Genomic DNA, 23,497 nt, shown 5'->3' on the forward strand with positions numbered 1-23,497 from the left:
GTCGTGGAAGTTAGGGTGTAAGTGTGCCTGCCTCTCCCTTTTCCGCGCTGCGTCCTCTAGCACCGGGGCTGTTGGCCAGCATCGTTGCGGTGGCCCTGGCACTCTGCATTCACCTGGCCCTACCGGCGCTTCCGGCCATGACGATCGCCGTCGTCCTGGGTATTCTGGCGGCGAACCTGCCTGGCAGTGCAGAGCCGATAGCGAACGTTCTGCGCCCCGGATTGAACGCTGCTGCTAAGCACTTCATGCGCGCGGGCATCGTGTTGTTGGGTCTCAAACTCGCACTGGGAGATCTGCTCGGCCTGGGCTGGCGGACTGCGGGATTGATAGTCGGGGTGGTCCTGCTGAGCTTCTGTGGGACCTGGCTGCTCGGCAAAGCCTTCAAGTTGCCGGGAGACGCACCGGTGCTGATTGCGAGTGGATTCTCCATTTGCGGTGCCTCTGCGATCGGTGCGATGAGTTCGGTCCGCGGCACATCGCATAAAGACACCGTGCTACCGGTGGCCTTGGTGACTTTGTGCGGCACCCTGGCGATCGGCGTATTGCCCTTGCTGAGCGCGCCGCTCGGCCTGACTCCTCTGGAATTCGGTCAGTGGACCGGAGCTTCCGTGCACGACGTCGGACAGGTGGTCGCCACCGCGCAGACCGCGGGTGCTGCGGCGCTCGCCGCGGCGGTACTGATCAAGTTGACCCGCGTTATCCTGCTCGCCCCGATGGTTGCTCTCGCCGCCCTGGTGGAGCGCAGAAAGCGTCCCAAAGGGGCCAAACTGCCACCGATTGTCCCGCTCTTCGTGCTGGGCTTTCTGCTCATGATGGTTTTGCGGAGCACCGGTTGGCTCACCGATCCGATGCTGGACGCCGGTTCGGTCCTTCAGGATCTGCTGCTTGGCGCCGCGCTTTTCGGCCTGGGTTCAGCGGTACGAGTACGCGAGTTATTGGGCACCGGCTGGCGTGCCGTGACGATGGCCTTGCTGTCCTGGGTGCTGATCGGAGCTCTCGCCCTCTTGGCCGTGCACGTGATGGACGCCTGAGGCGTTGGCCCGTTCTGATCCATTCTTGGTTGAGCTGATCATGGCATTGCCGTGGTCACATGATTGAATTGTCTGGTGCCTTCTACCACTTCAGCTGACCTGAATCTGAGCCGCGCCGAAGCTGCCGAGCGTGCCCGGCTGATCACGGTGCATGATTATCACGTCGCATTGGACCTGAGAACAGCCATTGACCGGCCTGAGAACGGCTTCACCACTCAGAGCATCATCACGTTCAGTGCTGAACCTGGTTCCAGCACTTTCGCGGACTTCGTCGGCCGTTCAGTGCAGAGGGTCAATCTCAACGGTCGCGATCTGCCCGCCGAGGAGCTCTACCAAGGGGCCAGGATCACCCTGCCCGAATTGGCCGCCGAGAATCAGGTAATCATCACCGCGACCGGCGAATACTCACGCTCTGGTGAGGGGCTTCATCGATTTGTCGATCCGGCCGATGGCAAGGTGTATCTCTATACCCAATACGAGCCCGCCGATGCCCGCCGGGTCTTTGCCAACTTCGAGCAACCAGACCTTAAGGGCCGTTATACCTTCGAAGTGATTGCGCCTTCGCATTGGCAGGTGGCCTCCAACGGTGCCCAGACCTCTGTTCAGCCGCTCAGCAGTTCCCCCGAGCTGAGCAAATGGAGTTTCGCGCAAACCCAGCCCATCTCCACCTACATCACTTGCGTGCTGGCGGGTGAGTACGCACATTTCACTTCCTCCTGGACCGGCACGGTGTCGGACGGCGAGCACGGCGCGAAATCGCTGACCATTCCGCTGGGTGCCTACTGCCGGGCCTCGGTCGCGACGTCCTTCGACGCCGGGACCATCTTCGAATTGACCGGTAAGGGCCTGGATTTCCTGCACGATAAATTCGATTTCCCGTACCCCTTCGGAAAGTACGATCAGGCCTTTGTGCCCGAGTACAACCTGGGTGCGATGGAAAACCCAGGCCTGGTGACCTTCACCGATGCTTATGTCTTCACGTCCAAAGCCACTGATATGCAGTATCAGCAGCGAGCCAATGTGCTTTTTCACGAGATGGCACATATGTGGTTCGGCGATTTGGTAACCATGCGATGGTGGGACGATCTATGGCTCAAAGAGTCTTTCGCCGACTTCATGGGTACGCTCACCGTTGCGGAAGTGACTTCCTGGGGCAAATCTTCCTGGGTGAGCTTCGCAAACAATCGAAAAGCCTGGGCCTACCGGCAAGATCAGTTGCCCACCACTCATCCGATTGTCGCCGATATTGTGGATCTGGAGGCGGCTAAGCAGAACTTCGACGGCATCACCTACGCCAAGGGTGCTTCTGTTGTGAAACAGCTAGTGGCTTTCGCTGGTTCGGAAACCTTTTTTGCAGCGGCCCGGCAGTATTTCCGCAAACACGCTTTCGGAAACACAGCTCTGGGCGACCTACTCTCAGAACTCAGCGCAGCTTCCGGTCAAGAGATGGACGACTGGGCTGCCCAATGGTTGCAGACCTCTGGTATCTCAACGCTGAGCACCGAGGTTTTAGCAAATAACGGCAGCTACCAGAACGTCCGCATCACACAGCAGGCTCTGGACCCAATTACCGGATTGAGCGTTAATAGACCGCATCTGCTGAACCTCGGGCTGTACTCCTTTGACGCCGTCTCTGGCGAATTGCGACGAACCCGTTCGTTAGCTGTCAAAGTGTCCGGCGAAGTCACCGCTGTCGATGAGTTGAACGGCGAGCCGCAGCCCGATCTGCTGCTGCTCAACGACGAGGACCTGAGCTACGCCAAAATAAGATTCGACCAGAAGTCCCTGCAAACCGTGCTCACTTCTCTTGATCGGCTCAGCGATCCGCTAGCTCGGGCGGTGTGCTGGTCGGCCCTATGGAATATGACCCGCGATGCCTTGCTACCAGCAACCGAGTACATTGCCGCAGTGCGCAGATTTGCTCCGTTAGAAACTGAGGATGGCGTACTGACAGTTCTTTTGGAGAATGTGAGGACCGCCGTCGAAAGCTTCGCTCCGGCGACACAACGCGCTCAGTTGCGTCACAATCTACTGCAAACCGTCGCTCAGCAATTGCTGCAATCCAACCCTGGTTCTGGCCTGCAGCTAGCCTGGTTCCGTTCGTTAGCCGCGCTTTCCCGGGCCTCCGCAGATCAGGCAGAATTGCTACACGCTCTCTTGCTGGGCCAAGGTCCTGAGGGCTTGGTGATGGATTCGGAGCCTCGTTGGCAAGTCTGGCGTGCGCTAAGCGCCAATGGCTTGGCGGGCGAGGCCGAACTGGAGAGTGAGCTGGCTACTGATTCCAGTTCTCGCGGCCGGGTCGGCTTTACCAATGCGATGGCAGCGCGCCCGGTAGCCGAGGTCAAGGCGACGGCGTGGCAGGCAGCTGTGGAGATCAATGAACTGTCCAATGAATTGCTCAGCGCCACCATTTCAGGGTTTGGTCTCGGCTCTGAAGAACTTCATCTGCCCTACCGCACAAAGTACTTCGAGGTTTTAGAGGAAATCTGGGCTTCCCGGAGCATTGAGATTTCCAGTCGGATTGTCAAAGGACTCTTTCCAGACCAGGATGCTCAGCCTGGGCTACCGCTTGAGGAGCAATCCGTGGTGGTACTGGCCAATCGCTGGCTCGAGGAGCATCCTCAGGCTCCGGCCGCGCTGCGGCGTTTAGTCATTGAAGAGTTGGATCATCTCAAGCGATCTTTGAGGGCGCAGTTAGCTGGGTGACGGCGCTCACGGTGTATCTTCCACGATTCGACCTGCAGCCCTGAAGAACCCGCGCTTGCTAAAATTGCCCTATGGAATTCAACCAGCTAGAACTACGCATTGTAAAAGGTACCGAAGCCTTAAAGCTCATTCCTTTTATCGATGGGCGATCCTTAGAGTTCACTGGCCACGACGGACTCTGGCTCAATGGTTGGCAATACGAACCAGCGGATCGTTATTGGTATGGTGATTTCGAATTTGCACATCAGGAAAACGGAACCTGGATCATGGGCTGCGATTGCGGTGAAGCAGGATGCGCCCCCTTGGAAGCATCGGTGACGGTCAGTCCGGACCAAGTGATCTGGAGTGATTTTCATTCTGGAAACTCACCAAGGCCTGTCCCGGAACTCACCTCGTATACTTTCGCGCGGGCTCAGTACGATGAACAAATAAGAGCGATCTCCCACTTTTTTCATTGATGGAGATACGGGGTTCTGGTCAAATTCTCATTTGAAGGGTTCCCCCTATCAGTCCGATCAAAACTCTTCTTTGTTTAGCACCCGGTCCCTCGGGGCAACGGGGATTGCTATTCTGAAAAGATGAAACTGAACAGATTGGAACTCAAAGAGGAAGGTTTCGATGGTGCGCGTACCGGCGGCTTCACCCCTTACATTGACGGTAAATCGCTGATTCAGCTGATTTTTGACTATGAAAAACCAGCTCTTATGGATGTACCAGGTACCTACGGTCAGGTCTCAAGGGGTTGGTTCTGGAATAAAAATTACCATGATTACTGGTATGGCCTGGAGTTTTCCCGGCAACGATAGACTCTGGGTTCTCGGCTGCGACTGCTCAGACATCGGTTGCTGGCCACTCGAAGTGAGCGTTGAGGCATCTAGTAAAACCATAGTTTGGCGTGATTTCCGCCAGCCGCATCGTCCTACGCGTCAATACAACTTCGGGCCCTTCGTTTTCAGCAAGGCTCAATACGACAAAGCGACTTTTGAGGTTGTTGAATTCTTCTCGACATAATCGTTCACGGCACCCGATAGGTCCAGGCTTCGGTGCCGAACTTCGCGCGCACCAGATCGTCGGTGGCTTCGATGTCCCGGGCGGAAAGCTCAATCACGCTCGCGGAATAGAGTTCCTGGAAAGTCTCCATCATCACGTTGATGATCTCTTCCCGGGCCAGGCCGGTTTGCCGCCGCAGCGGATCGACCCTCTTCTTCGCCGAGGCGATGCCCTTGTCGGAGAGCTTCTCCCGCCCGATCCGCAGCACCTGTGTCATTTTGTCGGCGTCGATGTCGTAGGACATCGTGACATGGTGCAGCAGGCCGCCATTGCTGGTGCGTTTCTGTGCGGCCCCGCCGATCTTCCCTTGATCGGTGGCGATGTCGTTGAGCGGCACGTAATTCGCCGCGATGCCGAGCTTCTGCAAGCTGGCCATCACCCAGGCGTCCAGGAAGGGGTAGGAATCTGCGAAGCTCAGCCCATCGACCAGGCTCTGCGGCACGTAGAGCGAATAGGTGATCGCGTTGCCGGGCTCCATGAACATCGCGCCGCCGCCGCTGATCCTTCGCACCACGGTCACCCCGAAACGCTCGACTCCTTCGGGATCGACCTCATTGCGCATCGACTGAAAACTGCCGATCACCACCGAGGGTGCTTCCCACTCCCAGAAACGCAGGGTGGGTTTCCGCAGCCCTGCACCCACTTGGCGGGTGAGCACCTCGTCCAGTGCGACATGCTGATGTGTTTCCAGGGGCGTCGGCGGGATGATCTCGAAGTCATGGTCAGCCCAGGTGGTCGCCTTCTTGAGCGCCCGACGCACGGCTATGGCTACTGCCTCCGCCGAGAAACCGAAAAGCACGGCATCTGCCCGTAGACCTCCCTGCACGGCTGCCGCTAGATCTTTCGCCGAAGTGTCTGCGACCAAGCCGGTCAGCGCCTGATTGATATCATCGAGGGCCTCATCGGGCTCCAAGAAGAAATCCCCGTTGATGGAGACCTCGCTCAGCTGCCCCTGCTGCACGCCAAGATCGGCGACCACCAGCTTCCCGCCGGACACCTTGTACTCGCCGTGGAAATGCTCGGTGTTCCCCTGCTGTTCAGTCACTTCTCATCCTTCGGTCGAATCCCTGGGCACAACGTCCCACGGCTCGAATTTACTCCTCACGAGCCATTATGCCGTTGTTTTTCGGGCACAAAAAGGGGCGGTGCGCCTGAGCACACCGCCCCTTTTTTTGGGAAAAAGTTTACTTTTTGCCGAAGCCCTTGAAGCGAGCGTTGAAGCGCTCGACACGGCCGGCGCTGTCCATGATGCGCTGCTTGCCGGTGTAGAACGGGTGCGACTCAGAGGAGATTTCGACGTCGATCACCGGGTAGGTGTTGCCGTCTTCCCACTCGATGGTCTTGTCCGAAGTCGCGGTGGACCGGGTCAGGAATTTGGTGCCGGAAGCCAGATCGTTGAAAACAACAGCTTCGTACTTCGGGTGGATATCGTTCTTCACGTTGATGCCTTTGCCTAGGTGGACCTGGATTTTGCCAGGCCTGATGTTTCACAGAATAGTGGGGTCCGATTCAGTCAGAACACAGACCAACAATCAATCTTAGCCGTTACGCCTCGAAAGCGCGAAATCTCTTAGGCCTGGCGGGCCCGAAGGACGGCAATCGCCGAATCAGCATGAGTCAGCATATTGGTTTCGCTCGAGATCACGTCGAGGATCCGTCGATCCTCATCGATCACGAAGGTCGATCGTTTCACCGGCAAGGTCTTCGCCAATAATCGCCGTTTCACACCATAGGCCTCGGCAACCAGTCCCTCTGCGTCTGAGAGCAGTGGAAAGCTTATTCCGACGTCGAGCGCGAATTTGGCTTGCTGTTCCACGCTGTCTCGGCTCACCCCGAGCAATTGTGCACCGAACTCAGCGAAGACCGGCTGATTCTTCATGAAGTGCGCGGCCTCTTGGGTGCAACCGCCGCTCATCGCGAGCGGGTAGAAGAACAGCACCACCGGCCCGTTGCGTAACAGGGCGCTCAATCGAACGGGTTGCCCCTGCTGATCGGGCAATTCAAAATCTTCGGCGAGATCACCTTTGCGCATGGACCTAAGCCTATCCCCGTTGTCCTCCCAAGGGGTTCCAGAATGGCCAAGCGGACTCTAGGAGGTCGCTATGCGAGTCCTAACCCAACCCAGCTATCCCACTGAGTGTTAACAGAGTTACTGAAGTGACGGTTTTAGCTGTACTCCTATAACTTCTGCATCACTCAATGGGATAGCTGGAAGGGTTTGGGGGCTTTTTTTGAGGGGCTGGGTGGGCGGTCTAACGGACTCGCATCGCCCAGAAGGCCACTGCCGAAGCGGCGGCGACATTGAGCGAGTCGACCCCGCCATGCATCGGAATCATCACTTTTCGGTCCACCGCAGCCAAAGTCTCTGGACTCAGACCATCTCCCTCGGTGCCGAGGATGAGCGCCAGCCGCTCGGGCGGTTCGGCCGCCAGTTCATCGAGGCTGATCGAGTCCTCCCCGAGGGCGAGCGCCGCCGTCGTGAAGCCATGATCCTGAAAGAGACCCGAGGGCCAACTCTCCAGGCGCGCCCAGGGCACTTGAAAGACCGTGCCCATGCTGACGCGGACGCTCCGTCGGTACAGCGGGTCCGCGCAGCGCGGGGTGACCAGCACGGCGTCCACCCCCAGGCCCGCTGCTGAGCGGAAGATCGCGCCGAGGTTGGTGTGATCGATGATGTCTTCCAGAACGGCCACCCGGCGGGCGGTGCGCAGCAATTCAGCAGGGTCGACGGGTTTGGGCCGGTTCATCGCGGCAAGCGCGCCACGGTGCAGGTGGAAGCCGGTCACTGATTCCAAGACCTGATCGGAACCGTAGAACACCGGCACATCAGGGTATCTCTCAAAAACGTCTGACAGCCCAGCCAGCCATTTCTCCGCCATGAAGAAAGACCGCGGCTGATGCCCGGCGTCCAGAGCGCGCCGCAACACCCGAGAGCTCTCCGCGATGTAGAGGCCCTGCTCAGCCTCGACGCTGAGCCGCAATTGCACCTCGGTGAGCCGGGTGTAGTCCAGTAGCCGCTCGTCGTCAGCGGAATCCAGATGAATCAGCATGTCAGTGTCCCAGCAGTTTGGCGATCATGAAGTACAGCGCAATCACACCCAGCAGCACGATCACGCTGCGCAGCACCACCGGTTTGAGACGCTGTCCGATCTTGGCGCCCAAGAAACCACCGATCGTCGAGGTTACTGCGATCACCGCCACCACGGGCCAGGCGATCCGGTCGAAGGCGAAAATCAGATAAGAACCCGCGGCCACCAAATTCACCCCGAGCACTAGGACGTTTTTCATAGCGTTGGCCGTCTGCAGGCTGCCATTGAGCAGAATACCCATCACGGCGACCAGCAGAATGCCCTGCGCAGCAACGAAGTAACCACCGTAGATTCCGATCAGAAAGACCGCGATGGTCAGCACGACGGCATGGCCTCGCCCCTGCCCGTGGCTTTGCCGACGTCGGGCGACCCAACGCTGTAACCGAGGCTGGAAGATCACCATCAGCAAGGCGAGCACGATCAGAAAAGGCGCCACCACCCCGAAGACGCTCTCCGGCAAGTGCAGCAACAACCAGGCTCCGATGATGCCGCCCAGCACCGAAGCCGGCAAGAGCCTCAGCACTTGGCCGCCCAGGCCGGTCAATTCCTTGCGATACCCCCAGGCGCCAGCCGCGTTCCCGGCTACCAGCCCTGTGGCATTAGAGATCGAGGCGACCACGGGAGCATAGCCCAGGGCAACGAGAACCGGGAAGGTGACCAGCGTTCCCGAACCCACTACGGTATTGATGGTGCCAGCCCAGAGCCCGGCGAGGGCAATGATCGCGCCGTGCAGAAGATCCATATGCTTGAGGTCTAGGCCTGGCTGGCGACCGCGCTGAACCGGCCATTGTGGCGGCTCAGCGTCAAGGGCAGGCCAAAGGTGTCCGATAGGTTCTGCTCGGTCAGCACCTCGTCCAGCGGGCCCTGCGCGACCACAGCGCCGTCGCGGATCAGCAGCGCATGGGTGAAACCCGGTGGCACCTCTTCGAGGTGATGAGTGACCAGCACGATCGCCGGAGCCTCCTCGTCAGCAGCCAGCAGGCTGAGTCGGCGGACCAGGTCTTCGCGACCAGCCAGGTCGAGTCCGGCAGCTGGCTCATCGAGCAATAAGAGTTCGGGATCGGTCATCAGGGCACGCGCGATCTGCACCCTTTTGCGCTCCCCTTCACTCAGCGAAGCGAAGGGGCGATTCAGGAAGGTCGACATCCCCCAGGCGTCCAATAGCGCAAAGGCACGGCGTTCATCATCGCGCTCATACTCCTCACGCCATCTTCCGGTCACCCCATAAGCCGCGGTGACCACCACGTTGAGAACTTTCTCACCTTCAGGAATCTGGTTCGCGAGTGCTGCCGAGGCCAGCCCGATCCGGGGGCGCAGTTCGAAGACATCCACCGCACCGAGCACTTCATCGAGGATGCCGGCAACGCCGGAGGTAGGGTGCAACCGGGCAGCGGCGATTTGCAGCAGAGTCGTCTTGCCCGCGCCATTGGGGCCCAGGATGACCCAGCGCTCGCCTTCTTTCACCTGCCAGGAAAGGTTATCCAGCAGAGTTTTATTGCCACGCACCACGCGCACGGAAGCCAATTCGAGAACATCACCCATAGCACTAGACATTAGGCCAAAATCGGCCGTCAAGGCGAACCACCACACTTTCGATCTCAGTTGATTGCCCGGGCTGACTACACTGAGGCTATGCCCACCAACGCCAGTGCTTTCTGCTATGCCACGACGCTGACCCCGGCAACCCTCGAGTTCTTCACCGGCTCGCTGCGGGACTGCGGGGCCGCCCTAGGAGCCTCTAGGACGACGAAGGCTGCGGACGCACAGCTCTATCGCGTGGAGCTCGACGTCGACGGTGAACTCTCCGCGTTGCGGAGCAGCCTGCGCACCATCTGGGCTGCCGCCTCGGATGGCTGCATCGCCGTGGTGGCCGCGGAACTGAGCGAGCAACCTCGAAAACTCTTTGTGCTCGACGTCGATTCCACCCTGATTCAGCAGGAAGTGATCGAATTACTGGCCGCGCATGCCGGGCGTGAGGCAGAGGTGCGGGCCGTCACGGAAGCAGCGATGCGTGGCGAGCTGGATTTTGCACAGAGCCTGCGGGAACGCGTGGCCGCCCTGGCCGGATTGCCGGAGTCAGTCCTGGCAGAGGTCGGCAGCGCCATCAAGCTCTCCCCCGGCGCTGAAGCCCTGATCCAAGGTGCCCATGACCGCGGTCACCTGGTGGCCGCGGTCTCCGGTGGGTTCTCACAAATCCTGGAGCCGCTCGCCGAACGACTCGGCCTCGACCAGGCCCGAGCCAATGAACTGGAGATCAGTGAGGGTCGGTTGACCGGAAGGGTCACCGGGGCCATCGTGGACCGGGCGGCGAAGGCTCAGTCGCTTCGGGCATGGGCCGCTGAGGCCAGAATCCCGCTGGCCGCAACGATTGCCATTGGTGACGGCGCAAATGACCTCGACATGTTAGCGGCGGCTGGGCTTTCCCTCGCCTACCGCGCGAAGCCCGCCGTCCGGGAAGCTGCGGATGCGCAGATCGACAACCTCGCGCTAGCGCTCCACCTCTCCGACCCGCGCTGAGGCCCAGCTTTCCCCGCCAGCTCCCCTGGTGAGTTCGTTATGCGGGGGACGCGAGGACCCCAATGTGGCGACTAAGCACATAAATAAGGTTCCCTGCCCGAACGTGCGAGGGGAAGGGCAGCTCGCGAACGCGACCCGGCGTGGGTGTGCCAATCTCTCGGACTCGCTGGTGATCACCGGCGAGTCCGAGAGCGCTCCACGGATTCGGGCAAAGAAGTGACTTTAGTCGAGGAAGCCGACCGCCCCGCCAACGTATTCGGTGTGCCCGGTGAGCACGTCGGCGGTCACGGCTTTGGCCACCTCGGCGGCGAATTCCGACACCGTGTAGAGCTTGCCCGCTTCGCTGCGGCGGGCTTCGATGGCCCCGGGCTGTGCCCGATCGAGCAGTGTCGCGGTGATGGTGCCCTCGATCATGTCGCCGGAAACCACCACGAAGCTGATGCCTTTGGCCTCCAGCTCGGGGATCAGTTCGCGCAGTGCGTCTTCACCGGCGCGCTTGCTGCGGGCGACCGGCTCATAAGCATCCATGGTGGCCACGGTATTGATGAAGTGCGCCTGGTGACTGGTGACGAAAACCACCCGTGAACCGGCCGGCAGCACCGCACTGGCGGCTTTGAGCATGGAGACCTGGGCATCCCGATTCAGTCGCAGCGCATAGTCCTCCCCCATCGAGGTCTCCATGCCACCTGAAGCGTTGAGCACCAGAACGTCGAGCGAGCCGAAGGTGGACACTGCGGCGTCGACCAGGGCTTGCACCCCGTCAGCGGTGGTCAGATCGGCTCCTACCGCAATGGCTTTACCACCAGCGGCTTCTATTTCGGCTACCACCTTAGTGGCGCGCGGGGCTTTCTGCCGGTAGTTGACCACAACCGAGGCGCCTTCAGCAGCGAGGAATTTGGCCACATCCGCCCCGATCCCGCGGGAGGAACCGGTGATGATCGCTGTCTTGCCCTTCAAATCTGTCATGTCTAACCCTTCTCAGCTCATTGAATTTCGTCTGCCGTGCTGGTGCGGTGCTGCCGTGCAGGACTAGTGCCCCATACCCAGGCCGCCATCGACCGGGATCACCGCACCGGAAATATACGAGGCTTCATCGCTGGCCAACCAGCGGACCACATTGGCCACCTCCGAGGCTTCCGCGAAGCGTCCGGCGGGCACCGAAGCCAAGTACTGCTTCTGCGTCTCCTCCGGAAGCTCAGAGGTCATATCGGTCTTGATGAACCCCGGGGCCACCACATTGGCGGTGATATTGCGGGATCCCAGCTCTCGGGTCAAGGAACGAGCGATGCCCACCATACCGGCCTTGGACGCCGAGTAGTTGATCTGGCCGGCTGACCCATAGAGCCCGACCACCGAGGAAATCAGCACCACACGACCCCTGCGAAGCCGGATCATGCCCTTCGAAGCTCGCTTGATCACTCGGAAAGCGCCCGTCAGATTGGTGTCCAGTACCGAGCTGAAATCGTCCTCGCTCATCCGCAGCAGCAGGGTGTCCTTGGTGATCCCGGCATTGGCCACCAGCACCTCGACCGGACCGTGCGCGGCCTCCACTGCGCTGAAAGCCGCGTCAATGCTGGCTTCACTGGTGACGTCGGCCTGCACACCCAGTATGCCCTCCGGCAGTTCGCTCTCGCTGCGGTAAGTCACCGCCACCTGATCGCCGTTGGCCAGGAAGGACTTGGCGATTGCCAAGCCGATACCTCGATTGCCGCCGGTGATCAAGACGCTTCGGCCCTGTGTGGATTCAGTCATTCCTCATTCTGCTCTCTGCTCGAAAAGTTTTGCCCGCCTTGAATCTTATCCGCTCCGCTGCTTTTGTCGTTTGGTTTCTCGTTTGGCCGCCTGCAGACGCAGTGGGAGAATAGCAGCAGTGAACAGAACCCATTCCTCAACGCAGCCGGACGATGTGCAGAACATCACCACGGCCAGAACCTCGCACAGCGACGAGATGCGCGGCAGGATGGCGAAATATGCCATTGCGATGGGAATCCGCTTGGTCTGCTTCGCACTGCTGTTCTTCGTGGATGGTTGGTGGAAGCTGCTACCCATTGCGGGCGCCGTGTTCATTCCCTGGTTCGCTGTGATCATTGCCAATGGCGGCAGCGATACCGCCGTTCCGGAGGAAAACGCCCTGCTGGACCATGCTCCGCAGCCAGAACTCGAGGCACCGGCTCAGCCCGCTGAGGAAGCCGAAGAACCGGTGGTACTGGAAGGCGAGATCATCCCCGAAGAGATCACCTCCGACCCCGGTAAGGCATGAGTTTTCTCGATTCCCTGGCCGGGCCCCAGACTCCGCACGCTCCGCAATGTTCCAGGAAGGCGTGCCGCGCTGAGGCGCGTTGGCAGTTACGCTGGAACAACCCGAAAGTGCACACTCCAGAACGGCTCAAAATCTGGCTGGCCTGCGATGAACATCGCGAATGGCTGGAAGAGTACTTGCGGGTTCGTGGTTTTTTCCGCGATACCGTGCCGTTTTCCGCAAGTTTTGGAGAGGCTTAGTGTTCCGCTTTCTGTTTAGTCGCAAATGGCTCGGCTACTTACTCGTTGCGGTCATCTTCGCGATCGCGTGCCTCGGGCTAGGGCTTTGGCAGCTCTCCCGGAAAGCGGAAGTCGATGCTGCAGCGCATAAGGTGACCAGCAACTACTCAGCTAAACCCCTGGAGTACGCGGAGGCCAAAGCCCAGTTCGCATCACTAGATCTGTCAAAGGAATGGACACCGGTCAGCCTGACCGGTGTTTACGACGTCGCCGGTCAACGAATCGTGCGCAACCGGCCGCTCAACGGGCAACCAGGGTACGACGTGGTGATTCCGCTCCGGTTGACGAACGGTGATGCCGTGGTGATCGATCGCGGGTGGTTGCCGATCGGCGATAAGGATCCCGGGCGGCCGGATTCCGTTCCGGCCCCACCCTCAGGAACCGTCACCGTGCTGGCCCGGCTCAGGCCCGGTGAAATTAAATTACAGCGCGGCGCACCCGAGGGTCAATTGGCTTCCATTGAACTCAAGGACTACGCGCAGCAGCTGAACTATCCCTTGATGACGGGAGCCTACGGTGTGATGTTCCAGGAGACCCCCTCGGTTTCACCGGTCCCCGCCGCGCTCTCCGTTCCGGAGTTCGATGATGGCACCAACTTAAGTTATGCCCTGCAGTGGTTTGCGTTCGGATTGCTCTTCCTCGTCGGTTACGGCTATGTGGTTCGACAGCAGGTCAAACTGGATCGCCTTGAGCTCGACGAAGAAGCCTTAGCTGAGCAGCAGCTGGGCCGGAGTTCGGCATTCCAGGCCCGACGGAAGACCGCGGCCACAACGCAGCGCAAGCCCACCGCGGAAGACGAAGAGGACGCCCTTCTGGACGCTCAGGGATTTCAAGGCGGTCAGGCAGCTCGTCAGGAACGCCGATGAACAATCCAGTGGAAATCGTCCGCCAAGCACTGCTCGACGCTGGTGCCCCGGATAGCGTGGTCACCTTGGAGCAGGAAGTACCGACCGCTGAAGCCGCAGCGCGGGTTCTCGGCTGCTCCCGTGAGGCCATCGCGAACAGCCTCATCTTCGACCTCGACGGCGAGCCCTTGCTGATCCTTGCGAGCGGTGCGGCCCGGGTGGACACCGTTTTGATCGCAGAACTCCTGGGCAGCTCAAAGATCCGCCGAGCCAGCCCGGAGTTCGTCTTTCAGCACACCGGGCAACAGATCGGCGGAGTAGCCCCGCTGGGCCATCCGCACCCGATCCGGACTCTGCTCGATGAGTCCCTGGCAGCACACGAACTGCTCTGGGCAGGAGCGGGTGACCATCTGTCGATGTTCTCTTGCAGTTATCCCGAACTATTACGGCTGAGTCAGGCCCAAGAACTCCGGGTACGCTGAAGCTCCCGCCAGCGCTGTACTTAGCTCTGCTTACTTGAGGCTGCTCAGGCGAGAGTGATCAAATCGAGGTAATCGGCGCTCCAGTGATCCTCCACCCCGTCGGGCAGCAGAACCACTCGTTCCGGATTGAGTGCTTCGACAGCGCCTTCATCGTGGCTCACCAAGACGACAGCACCGGTGTAATTCCGCAGTGCCCCGAGGATCTCTTGACGGCTCGCCGGGTCGAGGTTGTTCGTGGGCTCATCGAGCAGCAGCACATTGGCGCTGGAGGCGACGATGGTGGCCAAGGCCAAACGAGTCTTCTCGCCGCCGGAGAGCACACCGGCGGGCTTATCGACGTCGTCCCCGGAGAACAGGAAGGAGCCCAGCACACCACGGACCTCGGAGTCTCTCAGTTCTGGGGCAGCGGAGCGCATGTTCTCCAGCACCGTCCGATTGGTATCCAGGGTGTCGTGCTCCTGAGCGTAATAACCGATCTTCAGCCCATGCCCGGGCAGCACCTCACCAGTATCCGGTTTATCGACGCCGGCCAGCATGCGCAGCAGCGTGGTCTTACCTGCGCCGTTGAGACCCAGCACCACCACCTTGGATCCGCGGTCGATTGCCAGATCCACATCGGTGAAGATCTCCAGCGAACCATAGGACTTGCTCAGCCCCTCCGCGGTCAGCGGGGTCTTGCCGCAGGGTGCCGGGTTCGGGAAGCGCAGCGCGGCAACCCGGTCCTCGGTACGGGCTTCGGCGAGACCGGCGAGCATCCGCTCGGCACGGCGGGCCATATTCTGTGCGGCGACGGCCTTGGTGGCCTTGGCGCGCATCTTATTGGCCTGATCGAGGAGCACCCCGGCCTTCTTCTCGACGTTCACCCTTTCGCGCTTGCGCGCCCGTTCATCGGTCTCCCGCTGTTCGAGGTACTTCTTCCAGCCCAGATTGTACTGGTCGATAGTGGCCCGGTTAGCATCCAGGTGATAGACCTTATTGACCGTGGCTTCCAAGAGCTCAACATCGTGGCTGATCACGATCAGGCCGCCTTGATGCGCCTTCAGGAAGTCTCGCAACCAGCTGATTGAGTCGGCGTCCAAGTGGTTAGTCGGTTCGTCGAGCAACATGGTCTCGGCACCCGAGAAGAGAATTCTGGCCAGTTCGACGCGACGTCGCTGACCACCCGAGAGAGTACTCAAAGGCTGGTTCAGGATCCGCTCGGGCAGCGCCAGATTGGAGGAGATCGCGGCAGCCTCGGACTCAGCGGCATAGCCGCCGTTGTTCAGGAATTCCTGCTCCAGGCGGTCATAGCGGCTCATCGCCTTATCGCGGATCTTCGCGTCATCGCTGGCCATCTCGGCTTCAGCTTTGCGCAATTTGGTGATCACCTTGTCCAGATCCCTGGCCGAGAGAATCCGGTCACGCGCCAGCTGTTCCATATCCGGAGTGCGCGGGTCCTGAGGCAGATAGCCGATCTCGCCGTTTCGGGTCACCTTGCCGGCGGCGGGCAGTCCCTCCCCTGCCAGCACCCTGGTGAGCGTGGTCTTACCGGCGCCATTGCGGCCGACCAGGCCGATCTTATCGCCCTTGTCGATACGGAAGGACACCTCGTCCATGAGCAGTCGTGCCCCCGCACGCAGCTCGAGGTCTTGGACGATAATCACAGTGTTCTCCCGGTGTTTTGGTCAGCAGTTAATCGGCCTTGTTCCGGTCAGCGACGGTGGCGACCCACAGAGTTGCACCACATCACGGGTGCGAATTCACGAGGCAAAGGCCTATCCAGTCTACGCCGTCGCGGACGGTAAAGTGGCACGGCCGGTTCTTTGCGTCTCCTGGAGTTCGAGGGCGGATCGACGAACCTGCCAAACAACGCCTCAGCAGGCGTTTTCGGACCGGGCAGTAACTAGCGGTGATCAACGATGCCGCAATATCCTTGTGGGGTATCGATAAATACCTCCTCTAAAGCAACGGGTAAAGTCAGGAAACACAACGAACTTCTTTGTCCGATCCAAACAATTCCATTCCAAGGAGCGATTTGTGAATCCCAGCCCCGCAGAGCTCGACGAAGTCGAGCGCACCACGAGTCATACAGTGCCCGGTAAGAAGGCCCGTCGCCGCTGGGGCGCTCAAGACCTTTCCTTGATCGCGGTTTTCGCGGCGCTCTTGATCATGGTCGCTGTGGTACCTCCTCTTCAGATCGGCAACCTCTTGAGTGTGCCGCTGACCCTGCAGACCTTGGTGGTCACCCTGAGTGCGCTGCTGCTCGGCGCCGGCCGTGGCTTCGCCGCCGTCGGCCTCTACGTGGTCCTCGGTTTGGCCGGTCTGCCGATCTTCTCCGGTTTCCGAGGCGGAATCGCTCTGCTGGCGGGACCCAGCGCGGGTTACATCATCGCCTTCCCCATCATGGCTGCGGTGGTCGGTGCCTTGGCGACTCTTATTGCGCGCCGAGCCTGGCGGCTGGCTCCGGTGCTGTTCACGGCCGCCGGGATCGCTGGCCTGCTGGTCAGCCATCTGCTCGGAATCCTGGGCATGATGATCAATGGAAAGACCTCCTTCGGCGCGGCACTCGGCGCAGATGCCATCTTCATTCCGGGGGATCTTTTGAAGATCGCTCTCGCAGTAGCACTTGCCCTCGCTGTGCACCGCGCTTTCCCTCGGCTCCTGCGAGACCGTTGAGCGTCGTACTGAACGCTGCCGCCGTCCGGGTCAAAAACCCGGACGGCGAGCTGTTGTCTCTGCTGCACAGCACCAGTCTGCAATTGGATGAGCAACGGATCGCGGTGATCGGCGCCAATGGTTCTGGAAAATCCACCCTCTTGCGGCTGGTCAACGGTTTACTGACGCCGAGCTCGGGGAGCGTCACGGTCAACGGTCTGGACACGGTTAGGGACGGCGTTGCTGTGCGCCAGCAGGTCGGATTCATGTTCACCGATCCGCTGTCTCAATTGGTGATGCCGACCGCCGTCGAGGACGTCGAACTTTCACTGCGGAAAAAATACCCTAAAGCTGTCCAGCGCCGAACTGCGGCGCTAGAGCTCTTGGAACGGTTCGGCCTCGGTGTGCTCGCTGAGCAGAGCATCTACTCACTTTCCGGCGGAGAACGTCAATTGGTTGCGCTGAGCAGCGTGCTCGCCATCGAGCCTAAGATCCTGGTGCTCGATGAACCGACGACGCTTCTGGACCTGGTGAACACCCACCAGCTGGTGGAACGTCTCGAGATGCTCCCCCAGCAAATCATCCTGTCCACCCACGATCTGAGCTTGGCGGCACGAGCGGAACGTTTGCTCCTGGTCGATCGGGCGCGAGTGATCTATGACGGACCGGCGGATGAGGGGATCGAACGGTATCGGGAGCTCGCTATTGCCCGCGGGAAAGCTGAGAGGCGCTGAATGCGAGGCCACAGTTTTCTGATCGGCAGCTATCTACCCGGGACGAGTTTCCTGCATCGTCTGCCTTACCTTTATAAGCTGCTGGGCATGGCAGCGATCGGCGTGCTGTGCTATCTTCTGCCGTTGATCTTCCCGCCCGGATGGCTGGCGCTGAGCGGCCTCCTGGCGGCTGTCCTGCTGATCTTCGGGCTGGCGCGATTGCCGATCAGGGCATTGCTGAGCCCGGTCAAATTGCTCTGGCCCGTACTGCTGATCCTGGTGGTTTACCACTGCCTGATCCGGGGGATCCCGCAGGGGCTGGAAACCGCGGCCAATATCGTGCTCATCATGCTCAGCTGCGTCTATACGGCATGCTTACTGATGCTGAGCACCCGCAATCAAGAGATCCTCGACGGACTGAGTCTGCTGGCTCGTCCCCTGCGTCATCTGGGCGCTGATCCAGAGCGCTTCGCGCTCACCGTGAGCATTATGTTCCGCAGCGTCCCCTATCTACTGGGGGCTTACGCAGATATTCACGATGCGGCCAAAGCTCGCGGGCTGGAGCGCAGTGTCAAAGCGCACCTGATGCCGACGGTGATCAGCACAGTGGCGCTGGCGCAATCCACCGGCGAAGCGCTGGCGGCCCGCGGGATCGGCGATTAGCCAGCGCTGAGCACGGTTAGGCGTCTTGATAGCCCTGCGGGTTGTTCTCTTGCCAGCGCCAGTGGTCAGCACACATCTCTTCGAGATCCTTAGCGGCAGACCAGCTCAGATCGGCCAGCGCGGCCGAAGCATCGGCGAAGCTGGTAGCCAAGTCGCCCGGTCGACGGGCACCGATCACATAGTCGATGGTGCGCCCCGAGACCTTCTGGAAAGTGGCGATGACTTCGAGCACCGAGTAGCCACGACCCGTGCCCAGGTTCCAGCGGTAGACACCGTCGTTCTTCGTAAGGTATTCAAGGGCCGCCAGATGCCCTTCGGCCAGGTCGACGACGTGAATGTAGTCGCGCACTCCGGTGCCGTCGGGCGTCGGGTAATCATTGCCGAACACTGTGACTTTTTCGCGCCGTCCCACCGCTACTTGGGCAACAAAGGGCACCAAGTTGTTGGGAACGCCACTGGGGTCTTCGCCGATCCGGCCCGAGGGATGTGCTCCCACCGGGTTGAAATAGCGCAGCAGGGCGATCCCCCACTCCGGATCAGATTTGCCCAGATCGCTCAGGATCTCCTCGATCTGCTGCTTTGTCCGGCCGTAGGGATTGGTGGCACCCAGCTCGGCTTTCTCGATTAGCGGGCTATTCGCCGTCGCACTGTAAACCGTCGCTGAGGAACTGAAGACCAGCTTCTTCACACCGTGGTTCTTCATGCTCTGCAATAGGTGCAGAGTGCCGATCAGGTTGTTCCGGTAGTAGAGCAGCGGCTCAGCTACCGACTCCCCCACCGCCTTCAAGCCGGCGAAGTGGATCACAGCCTCCGGGGATTCCTGCACGAAAACTTGCTCTAGGGCGGCTTCATCCAGCAGGTCAACTTCGTGGAAGCTCACGGCTTTGCCGGAAAGTTCCTGGACTCTGCGCAGTGATTCCACCGAGGAATTGAGGAGATTGTCCACCACGACCAGCTGGTGGCCGCGTTCCAAGAGTGCGAGCACGGTGTGCGAGCCGATGTATCCCGCGCCGCCGGTGACCAGAATTTTCACGATGTGCTGACTGCCTTCTGTTTAAGTTTCCCCAATAACTTCTGCCGTCAGAATATTACCGCACGGTACTGCTGTGGCATCCTTGGTCCATGAGTTTTAACGAAGGCGCACAACTTGACCCCTCGCAGGTGGAAGACCGTCGAGGTTCCGGGATGGGCCGAGGCGGTAAAACCGGAATCGGCATCGTCGGCGCACTGATCCTGCTGGTCGGTGGGTACTTCGGCATCAACTCGGGCGTGCTGAACGGTTTGGTAGACGCGGTGGACGGCGGCCAGGCTCAGCAGCAGCCCGCCGGACCGGTAGCCAGCGGAGGCGCCAATGAGTGCAAAACAGGAGCGGATGCCAATAACCGTCTGGACTGCCGGATCACCGCCACCGCGAACAGCCTGAATGCTTTTTGGCCCGGCTATTTGAAGCAGCGAGGGGCAAAGTACACCCAGATTAAAACCGTGCTTTTCGACGGTCAGGTCAGCACCGGCTGCGGCCCGGCGAGCACCGACGTCGGACCGTTTTATTGCCCGGCAGATAAAATCGCCTACTTCGATCCGGGATTCTTCCAGGAGTTAGTTGACCGCTTCGGTTCATCGGGCGGACCGCTGGCTCAGGAGTACGTGGTGGCTCATGAGTTCGGCCACCATGTGCAGGACAACCTGGGCAGCATCTCCAACGCCCAGGACGACCCGCAGGGCGCCAGTTCCGGATCGGTCAGGGTCGAGCTGCAAGCAGACTGCTACGCCGGAATCTGGATGAAATACGCCTCCACCACAAAGGACCCGGCGACCGGGCAGCCCTTCCTCAAGCCGCTCAGCCAGAAAGATCTGAACGATGCGCTGTCGGCGGCTTCCTCGGTGGGTGACGACCGGATCCAGAAAGCGGCGACCGGGCGCACCAACCCAGAGTCCTGGACGCACGGCTCCAGCGCACAACGCCAGAAGTGGCTGACCATCGGTTACCAGAACGGCGATGTAGCGAAGTGCGACACCTTCTCGGTGCGCACCCCGTAGCTTCTCGGGCGTCGCTGCGCTGGAGCGTCACCGTCATCTTTTCCCCCGCCGTCTCTTTCCGGGTAGCTGAGATAGCGGAGCCCACTGTAAAGCAGATTCAGTGGGCTATGGTCACTATGGCCCAGTGAACGAGTGATTCAGTGGGGCCAAGTTCCGATGAGGCAGGGTTTCACAGTGAGGCCAGGCTCTGGGGATTCCGCAGACGGAACTCTCAACGCTGCACAGAAACCATCTACCAGAGCCCACCGTAAAGCCGATTCGCCGGGCTATAGTCACCATGGCCCACTGAACCCGCGTTTCACTGAACCCTCGTTTCGCTGGGGCCTGGTTTCAATAATGGGGTCGATTTCAGCGAACGAGGTTTCGATAAGTGCCGGTTTCAGTGGGACGGTTACCAGACGCCAGCATCACACAACGGCTTAAACAACGGTGGGCGGGCATCATCAGATGCCCGCCCACCGAACTCGAGAACTAGATATTGAAGCCGAGGGCCCGCATCTGGTCTTTGCCGTCCTCGGTGATCTTCTCGGGACCCCACGGCGGCATCCAGACCCAGTTAATCCGCCACTCATCGACCAGGCTGCCGAGGGCGTTCTCCACCTGCTCCTCAATCACGTCCTGCAACGGGCAGGCCGCCGTGGTGAGGGTCATATCGAGCAGCAAGGCGCCGTCCTCGGCGTATTTGAGATCATAGAGCAAGCCCAGGTCCACCACATTGACGCCAAGTTCGGGGTCGATGACATCCTTGAGCGCTTCTTCAAGCTCGGGGAGTTCCACTGTTGCAGCCATAGTGTCTACCTTCTTCGTGAACTGGTGATCCGTGAGTCGGCTCAGGCCTCGGTGGCTGCGGAAGCACCGGCAGCCAGGAAACGGTCGTAGCCCTCTTCTTCGAGCCGGTCAGCCAACTCGGGTCCGCCCTCTTCGGCAACCTTGCCGTCGACGAAGACGTGCACGAACTGCGGCTTGATATAGCGCAGAATCCGGGTGTAGTGAGTGATCAGCAGGGTGCCCATATTTCCACCCTCTTGAGCGCGGTTGACACCCTCGGAGACGATCTTGAGCGCGTCGACGTCGAGACCCGAATCGGTCTCGTCGAGCACCGCGAACTTCGGTGCGAACAGCTCGAGCTGCAAGATCTCGTGGCGCTTCTTCTCACCACCGGAGAAACCCTCGTTGACATTGCGCTGAGCGAACTCGGTGTCGATCCGCAGCTGAGTCATCGCGGCCTTGACGTCCTTGGTCCAGGTGCGCAGCGCGGGGGCTTCGCCGTCGATAGCCGTCTTGGCGGTGCGCAGGAAGTTGCTCATCGTGACACCGGGAATCTCCACCGGGTACTGCATGGCCAGGAAGAGCCCAGCGCGAGCACGTTCGTCGACGCTCATCTCCAGCACGTCTTGGCCGTCCAGGGTGATCGAACCCGAGTCGACGATGTAGCGCGGATGACCGGCGATGGTGGAGGCCAGGGTTGACTTGCCGGAGCCGTTAGGGCCCATGATGGCGTGCGTCTCACCGGTGTTGATCACCAGGCTGACGCCCTTGAGGATTTCCTTCTTGCCCTGCTCCGTCTCAATGCTGACGTGCAAGTCCTTGATTTCCAGGGTGGACATATCTTCTTCTTTCGCTAAAAGTCAGTTCTTAAAAGTCCGATTACTCGGGTTCGACGCCGTTGAGGACAGTAGAAATATCGACATAAACCTCGTCACCGACCGTCTTCAGTTCGAAGACCGGCACCGGTTCGTAGGCAGGCAGGGTGAGTGGCTCACCGGTCTTCAGATCAAAGCTCGATCCGTGTGCCCAGCATTCAATGGTGCAGCCCTCGACGTCTCCCTCGCTGAGCGAGATCTCGGCGTGCGAACAGGTGTCGCCGATGGCGTGCAGCACGCCCTCGGAGTCCTTCACGATAGCCACCGGGACGTCGTCAATCTCAACGCGCAGCGCGCTTTTAACCGCCACCTCGTCCACCCGGCACACCAGTTCAGCTGCCATTTACAACGCCCCCGAAGCCTCGAGTTCGCGTTCCAAGGCCTCGGCGAGTTCCTCTTCCAGGGCCGGAACCTTGATCTTCTGGATCACTTCGTTGAGGTAGCCACGGACCACCAGGCGACGGGCATCGCGCTCGGAGATGCCACGGGCCATCAGGTAGAACAGGTGCTCGTCGTCGAACCGGCCAGTGGAGCTGGCATGGCCGGCTCCTTCGATCAGACCGGTCTCGATCTCCAGGTTCGGTACCGAATCGGCGCGGGCGCCATCGGTCAGGATCAGATTCTGGTTCTTCTCGTAGCTGTCAGTGCCGATCGCCTGCTTCTGGATCAGTACGTCGCCGACCCACACGGTGTGCGCGTCAGTGCCCTGCAGGGCACCCTTATAGAGCACATTGGACTTCGAGTTCGGCACATTGTGGTCGATGAAGGTGCGGTGTTCCAGGTGCTGGCCAGCGTCGGCGAAGTACAGCCCGAACAACTCGGCCTCGGCGCCTTCACCGGTGTAGCGTGCGTTCACATTGAGCCGGATCAACGCGCCGCCTAAGGAGACAGCGACGTGCTTGTACTTAGCGTCCTTGCCGACCACGGCGTCGTGCTGGCCGAGGTGCTTGGCCTCGTCGTCCCAGCGCTGCACGCTGACCACGGTCAGCTCAGCGCCTTCACCGACGATCACTTCGAGGTTGCCGCTGAAATCAGCGGTTCCCCGATGATCGAAAATGACTACAGCGCGGGAATTGGCCCCAGCCCGCACCACGTAATGCGCATTGGCTCGCTGGCCCGCGCCCTGTCCGGTGACAGTCAGCTTGACCGGCTCACTGAGTTCGGCGTTCGCCGGGATGTCCAGGAAGGTCGCCTCAGCTGTATGGGCGGAAGCCACCGCCGCGGCGCGGTCCGCGGGAACCAGAGCGATACCGCGGGGCGATTGGCCGATTGACAGCGTGGAGACGCTGAGCTGCTCTGCGCCTTCGAGGGCCGTGCTGAAAGCCTCGGCACCGGCGTCGACATCGATGAAGAACTCTTTGAGCTTCTTCACCGGCGTGAAGCGCCATTCTTCTTCCAGACCGCTGGGGACCTTGAAGTCCTCCACGCGCTGGCTGGTCAGCCGCTCGGCGCGCGAAGCCATCACTTCAGTGCCGTGGCTGTGGTGCTTGTCCACTTTGGAATCGAGCAGGGTCTCGCCCTCTTCACTCATTCCGGCGATCACCGGGGT

The 23,497-nt window shown here is 60.4% G+C and carries 27 protein-coding genes; 13 read left to right on the plus strand and 14 right to left on the minus strand.

Annotated features, from left to right (window positions below):
* Positions 1 to 23: 23 nt before the first annotated feature.
* The 4 genes from ABDK06_RS09785 to ABDK06_RS09800 all read left to right on the plus strand — a co-directional run bounded on the left by ABDK06_RS09785 (position 24) and on the right by ABDK06_RS09800 (position 4,543).
* On the plus strand, positions 24 to 1,031 hold the full coding sequence (locus ABDK06_RS09785; protein WP_394940842.1) for a YeiH family protein: 1,008 nt from the start codon (positions 24 to 26) through the stop codon (positions 1,029 to 1,031).
* 75 nt (positions 1,032 to 1,106) lie between these two features.
* The gene (gene pepN / locus ABDK06_RS09790; protein WP_394940843.1) at positions 1,107 to 3,737 is read left to right on the plus strand and encodes an aminopeptidase N; all 2,631 of its coding nucleotides are present in this window, start codon (positions 1,107 to 1,109) and stop codon (positions 3,735 to 3,737) included.
* A gap of 71 nt (positions 3,738 to 3,808) precedes the next feature.
* Complete coding sequence (locus tag ABDK06_RS09795; protein ID WP_394940844.1) at positions 3,809 to 4,195, plus strand: hypothetical protein; 387 nt, start codon at positions 3,809 to 3,811, stop codon at positions 4,193 to 4,195.
* Between the two features lie 120 nt (positions 4,196 to 4,315).
* Positions 4,316 to 4,543 carry a hypothetical protein gene (locus ABDK06_RS09800; protein ID WP_394940845.1) on the plus strand — a complete coding sequence of 76 codons (228 nt, stop codon included), beginning with the start codon at positions 4,316 to 4,318 and terminating at the stop codon, positions 4,541 to 4,543.
* Positions 4,544 to 4,752: 209 nt separating this feature from the next.
* Here ABDK06_RS09800 and ABDK06_RS09805 read toward each other — a convergent pair whose 3' ends face one another.
* The 6 genes from ABDK06_RS09805 to ABDK06_RS09830 form a co-directional block, all read right to left on the minus strand.
* On the minus strand, positions 4,753 to 5,832 hold the full coding sequence (locus ABDK06_RS09805; protein ID WP_394940846.1) for a lipoate--protein ligase family protein: 1,080 nt from the start codon (positions 5,830 to 5,832) through the stop codon (positions 4,753 to 4,755).
* A gap of 139 nt (positions 5,833 to 5,971) precedes the next feature.
* Positions 5,972 to 6,226 carry a type B 50S ribosomal protein L31 gene (locus ABDK06_RS09810; protein WP_394940847.1) on the minus strand — a complete coding sequence of 85 codons (255 nt, stop codon included), beginning with the start codon at positions 6,224 to 6,226 and terminating at the stop codon, positions 5,972 to 5,974.
* A 131-nt stretch (positions 6,227 to 6,357) separates the two neighbouring features.
* Positions 6,358 to 6,819: a peroxiredoxin gene (locus ABDK06_RS09815; RefSeq protein ID WP_394940848.1), complete on the minus strand. Its 462-nt coding sequence runs from the start codon at positions 6,817 to 6,819 to the stop codon at positions 6,358 to 6,360.
* A gap of 220 nt (positions 6,820 to 7,039) precedes the next feature.
* Positions 7,040 to 7,837 (minus strand): TrmH family RNA methyltransferase, encoded by a 798-nt coding sequence (locus tag ABDK06_RS09820; RefSeq protein WP_394940849.1) that lies wholly within the window; start codon positions 7,835 to 7,837, stop codon positions 7,040 to 7,042.
* A 1-nt stretch (position 7,838) separates the two neighbouring features.
* Positions 7,839 to 8,618, minus strand: coding sequence for a sulfite exporter TauE/SafE family protein (locus tag ABDK06_RS09825; RefSeq protein WP_394940850.1), 780 nt, complete (start codon positions 8,616 to 8,618; stop codon positions 7,839 to 7,841).
* Between the two features lie 11 nt (positions 8,619 to 8,629).
* A complete protein-coding gene (locus tag ABDK06_RS09830; RefSeq protein ID WP_394940851.1) occupies positions 8,630 to 9,418 on the minus strand; it encodes an ABC transporter ATP-binding protein in 789 nt (262 codons plus the stop codon).
* A 90-nt stretch (positions 9,419 to 9,508) separates the two neighbouring features.
* On the opposite strand from ABDK06_RS09830, the gene serB reads away from it, so the two are divergent.
* Positions 9,509 to 10,393: a phosphoserine phosphatase SerB gene (gene serB, locus ABDK06_RS09835; protein ID WP_394940852.1), complete on the plus strand. Its 885-nt coding sequence runs from the start codon at positions 9,509 to 9,511 to the stop codon at positions 10,391 to 10,393.
* Positions 10,394 to 10,615: 222 nt separating this feature from the next.
* On the opposite strand, the gene ABDK06_RS09840 is transcribed toward serB, so the two are convergent.
* On the minus strand, positions 10,616 to 11,359 hold the full coding sequence (locus ABDK06_RS09840; protein ID WP_394940853.1) for an SDR family oxidoreductase: 744 nt from the start codon (positions 11,357 to 11,359) through the stop codon (positions 10,616 to 10,618).
* Between the two features lie 63 nt (positions 11,360 to 11,422).
* On the minus strand, positions 11,423 to 12,145 hold the full coding sequence (locus ABDK06_RS09845) for a beta-ketoacyl-ACP reductase (protein WP_394940854.1): 723 nt from the start codon (positions 12,143 to 12,145) through the stop codon (positions 11,423 to 11,425).
* A 118-nt stretch (positions 12,146 to 12,263) separates the two neighbouring features.
* Here ABDK06_RS09845 and ABDK06_RS09850 point away from each other — a divergent pair, with 118 nt between their 5' ends.
* From ABDK06_RS09850 to ABDK06_RS09865, 4 genes are read left to right on the plus strand one after another with little or no spacing between them, the layout of a single operon-like run.
* Positions 12,264 to 12,653 (plus strand): DUF3099 domain-containing protein, encoded by a 390-nt coding sequence (locus tag ABDK06_RS09850; RefSeq protein WP_394940855.1) that lies wholly within the window; start codon positions 12,264 to 12,266, stop codon positions 12,651 to 12,653.
* Entirely contained in the window at positions 12,650 to 12,892 is a 243-nt protein-coding gene (locus ABDK06_RS09855) for a hypothetical protein (protein ID WP_394940856.1), read from the plus strand. The genes ABDK06_RS09850 and ABDK06_RS09855 overlap by 4 nt, the downstream gene beginning before the upstream one ends.
* Positions 12,892 to 13,797 (plus strand): SURF1 family cytochrome oxidase biogenesis protein, encoded by a 906-nt coding sequence (locus ABDK06_RS09860; RefSeq protein ID WP_394940857.1) that lies wholly within the window; start codon positions 12,892 to 12,894, stop codon positions 13,795 to 13,797. The genes ABDK06_RS09855 and ABDK06_RS09860 overlap by 1 nt, the downstream gene beginning before the upstream one ends.
* Complete coding sequence (locus ABDK06_RS09865) at positions 13,794 to 14,258, plus strand: YbaK/EbsC family protein (RefSeq protein WP_394940858.1); 465 nt, start codon at positions 13,794 to 13,796, stop codon at positions 14,256 to 14,258. Before ABDK06_RS09860 ends, ABDK06_RS09865 begins: the two co-directional genes overlap by 4 nt.
* 44 nt (positions 14,259 to 14,302) lie before the next feature.
* Here ABDK06_RS09865 and ABDK06_RS09870 read toward each other — a convergent pair whose 3' ends face one another.
* Positions 14,303 to 15,901, minus strand: coding sequence for an ABC-F family ATP-binding cassette domain-containing protein (locus ABDK06_RS09870; protein ID WP_394940859.1), 1,599 nt, complete (start codon positions 15,899 to 15,901; stop codon positions 14,303 to 14,305).
* 373 nt (positions 15,902 to 16,274) lie between these two features.
* On the opposite strand from ABDK06_RS09870, the gene ABDK06_RS09875 reads away from it, so the two are divergent.
* From ABDK06_RS09875 to ABDK06_RS09885, 3 genes are read left to right on the plus strand one after another with little or no spacing between them, the layout of a single operon-like run.
* Positions 16,275 to 16,913 (plus strand): biotin transporter BioY, encoded by a 639-nt coding sequence (locus tag ABDK06_RS09875; protein WP_394940860.1) that lies wholly within the window; start codon positions 16,275 to 16,277, stop codon positions 16,911 to 16,913.
* Positions 16,910 to 17,626, plus strand: coding sequence for an energy-coupling factor ABC transporter ATP-binding protein (locus ABDK06_RS09880; RefSeq protein WP_394940861.1), 717 nt, complete (start codon positions 16,910 to 16,912; stop codon positions 17,624 to 17,626). Before ABDK06_RS09875 ends, ABDK06_RS09880 begins: the two co-directional genes overlap by 4 nt.
* Positions 17,627 to 18,268: an energy-coupling factor transporter transmembrane component T family protein gene (locus ABDK06_RS09885; protein WP_394940862.1), complete on the plus strand. Its 642-nt coding sequence runs from the start codon at positions 17,627 to 17,629 to the stop codon at positions 18,266 to 18,268.
* 16 nt (positions 18,269 to 18,284) lie between these two features.
* On the opposite strand, the gene galE is transcribed toward ABDK06_RS09885, so the two are convergent.
* Complete coding sequence (galE, locus tag ABDK06_RS09890) at positions 18,285 to 19,301, minus strand: UDP-glucose 4-epimerase GalE (RefSeq protein WP_394940863.1); 1,017 nt, start codon at positions 19,299 to 19,301, stop codon at positions 18,285 to 18,287.
* An 89-nt stretch (positions 19,302 to 19,390) separates the two neighbouring features.
* On the opposite strand from galE, the gene ypfJ reads away from it, so the two are divergent.
* Positions 19,391 to 20,305 (plus strand): KPN_02809 family neutral zinc metallopeptidase, encoded by a 915-nt coding sequence (ypfJ, locus tag ABDK06_RS09895; protein WP_394940864.1) that lies wholly within the window; start codon positions 19,391 to 19,393, stop codon positions 20,303 to 20,305.
* Positions 20,306 to 20,776: 471 nt separating this feature from the next.
* On the opposite strand, the gene ABDK06_RS09900 is transcribed toward ypfJ, so the two are convergent.
* The 4 genes from ABDK06_RS09900 to sufD are packed head-to-tail and all read right to left on the minus strand — an operon-like array spanning position 20,777 to position 23,479.
* Positions 20,777 to 21,094, minus strand: coding sequence for a metal-sulfur cluster assembly factor (locus ABDK06_RS09900; protein WP_394940865.1), 318 nt, complete (start codon positions 21,092 to 21,094; stop codon positions 20,777 to 20,779).
* Positions 21,095 to 21,135: 41 nt separating this feature from the next.
* Complete coding sequence (sufC, locus tag ABDK06_RS09905; protein WP_394940866.1) at positions 21,136 to 21,912, minus strand: Fe-S cluster assembly ATPase SufC; 777 nt, start codon at positions 21,910 to 21,912, stop codon at positions 21,136 to 21,138.
* A 40-nt stretch (positions 21,913 to 21,952) separates the two neighbouring features.
* Positions 21,953 to 22,291, minus strand: a complete 339-nt coding sequence (locus ABDK06_RS09910; RefSeq protein WP_394940867.1) for a non-heme iron oxygenase ferredoxin subunit — start codon at positions 22,289 to 22,291, stop codon at positions 21,953 to 21,955.
* A complete protein-coding gene (gene sufD / locus ABDK06_RS09915) occupies positions 22,292 to 23,479 on the minus strand; it encodes a Fe-S cluster assembly protein SufD (protein WP_394941298.1) in 1,188 nt (395 codons plus the stop codon). It abuts the gene before it with no gap.
* Between the last annotated feature and the right edge of the window lie 18 nt (positions 23,480 to 23,497).

The organism is Psychromicrobium ferritrahens, from assembly GCF_043789415.1.
Classification (GTDB): Bacteria; Actinomycetota; Actinomycetes; order Actinomycetales; family Micrococcaceae; genus Renibacterium.

Bases quoted from the DNA above. Each gene is read 5' to 3' on its own strand.
- ABDK06_RS09840 (WP_394940853.1), bottom strand. From the start codon at position 11,359: ATGACAGATTTGAAGGGCAAGACAGCGATCATCACCGGTTCCTCCCGC.
- ABDK06_RS09830 (WP_394940851.1), bottom strand. From the start codon at position 9,418: ATGGGTGATGTTCTCGAATTGGCTTCCGTGCGCGTGGTGCGTGGCAAT.
- serB (WP_394940852.1), top strand. From the start codon at position 9,509: ATGCCCACCAACGCCAGTGCTTTCTGCTATGCCACGACGCTGACCCCG.
- ABDK06_RS09900 (WP_394940865.1), bottom strand. From the start codon at position 21,094: ATGGCTGCAACAGTGGAACTCCCCGAGCTTGAAGAAGCGCTCAAGGAT.
- ABDK06_RS09815 (WP_394940848.1), bottom strand. From the start codon at position 6,819: ATGCGCAAAGGTGATCTCGCCGAAGATTTTGAATTGCCCGATCAGCAG.
- sufD (WP_394941298.1), bottom strand. From the start codon at position 23,479: ATGAGTGAAGAGGGCGAGACCCTGCTCGATTCCAAAGTGGACAAGCAC.
- ABDK06_RS09825 (WP_394940850.1), bottom strand. From the start codon at position 8,618: ATGGATCTTCTGCACGGCGCGATCATTGCCCTCGCCGGGCTCTGGGCT.
- ABDK06_RS09865 (WP_394940858.1), top strand. From the start codon at position 13,794: ATGAACAATCCAGTGGAAATCGTCCGCCAAGCACTGCTCGACGCTGGT.
- ABDK06_RS09910 (WP_394940867.1), bottom strand. From the start codon at position 22,291: ATGGCAGCTGAACTGGTGTGCCGGGTGGACGAGGTGGCGGTTAAAAGC.
- sufC (WP_394940866.1), bottom strand. From the start codon at position 21,912: ATGTCCACCCTGGAAATCAAGGACTTGCACGTCAGCATTGAGACGGAG.
- ypfJ (WP_394940864.1), top strand. From the start codon at position 19,391: ATGAGTTTTAACGAAGGCGCACAACTTGACCCCTCGCAGGTGGAAGAC.
- ABDK06_RS09800 (WP_394940845.1), top strand. From the start codon at position 4,316: ATGAAACTGAACAGATTGGAACTCAAAGAGGAAGGTTTCGATGGTGCG.
- ABDK06_RS09820 (WP_394940849.1), bottom strand. From the start codon at position 7,837: ATGCTGATTCATCTGGATTCCGCTGACGACGAGCGGCTACTGGACTAC.
- ABDK06_RS09845 (WP_394940854.1), bottom strand. From the start codon at position 12,145: ATGACTGAATCCACACAGGGCCGAAGCGTCTTGATCACCGGCGGCAAT.
- ABDK06_RS09795 (WP_394940844.1), top strand. From the start codon at position 3,809: ATGGAATTCAACCAGCTAGAACTACGCATTGTAAAAGGTACCGAAGCC.
- ABDK06_RS09855 (WP_394940856.1), top strand. From the start codon at position 12,650: ATGAGTTTTCTCGATTCCCTGGCCGGGCCCCAGACTCCGCACGCTCCG.
- ABDK06_RS09885 (WP_394940862.1), top strand. From the start codon at position 17,627: ATGCGAGGCCACAGTTTTCTGATCGGCAGCTATCTACCCGGGACGAGT.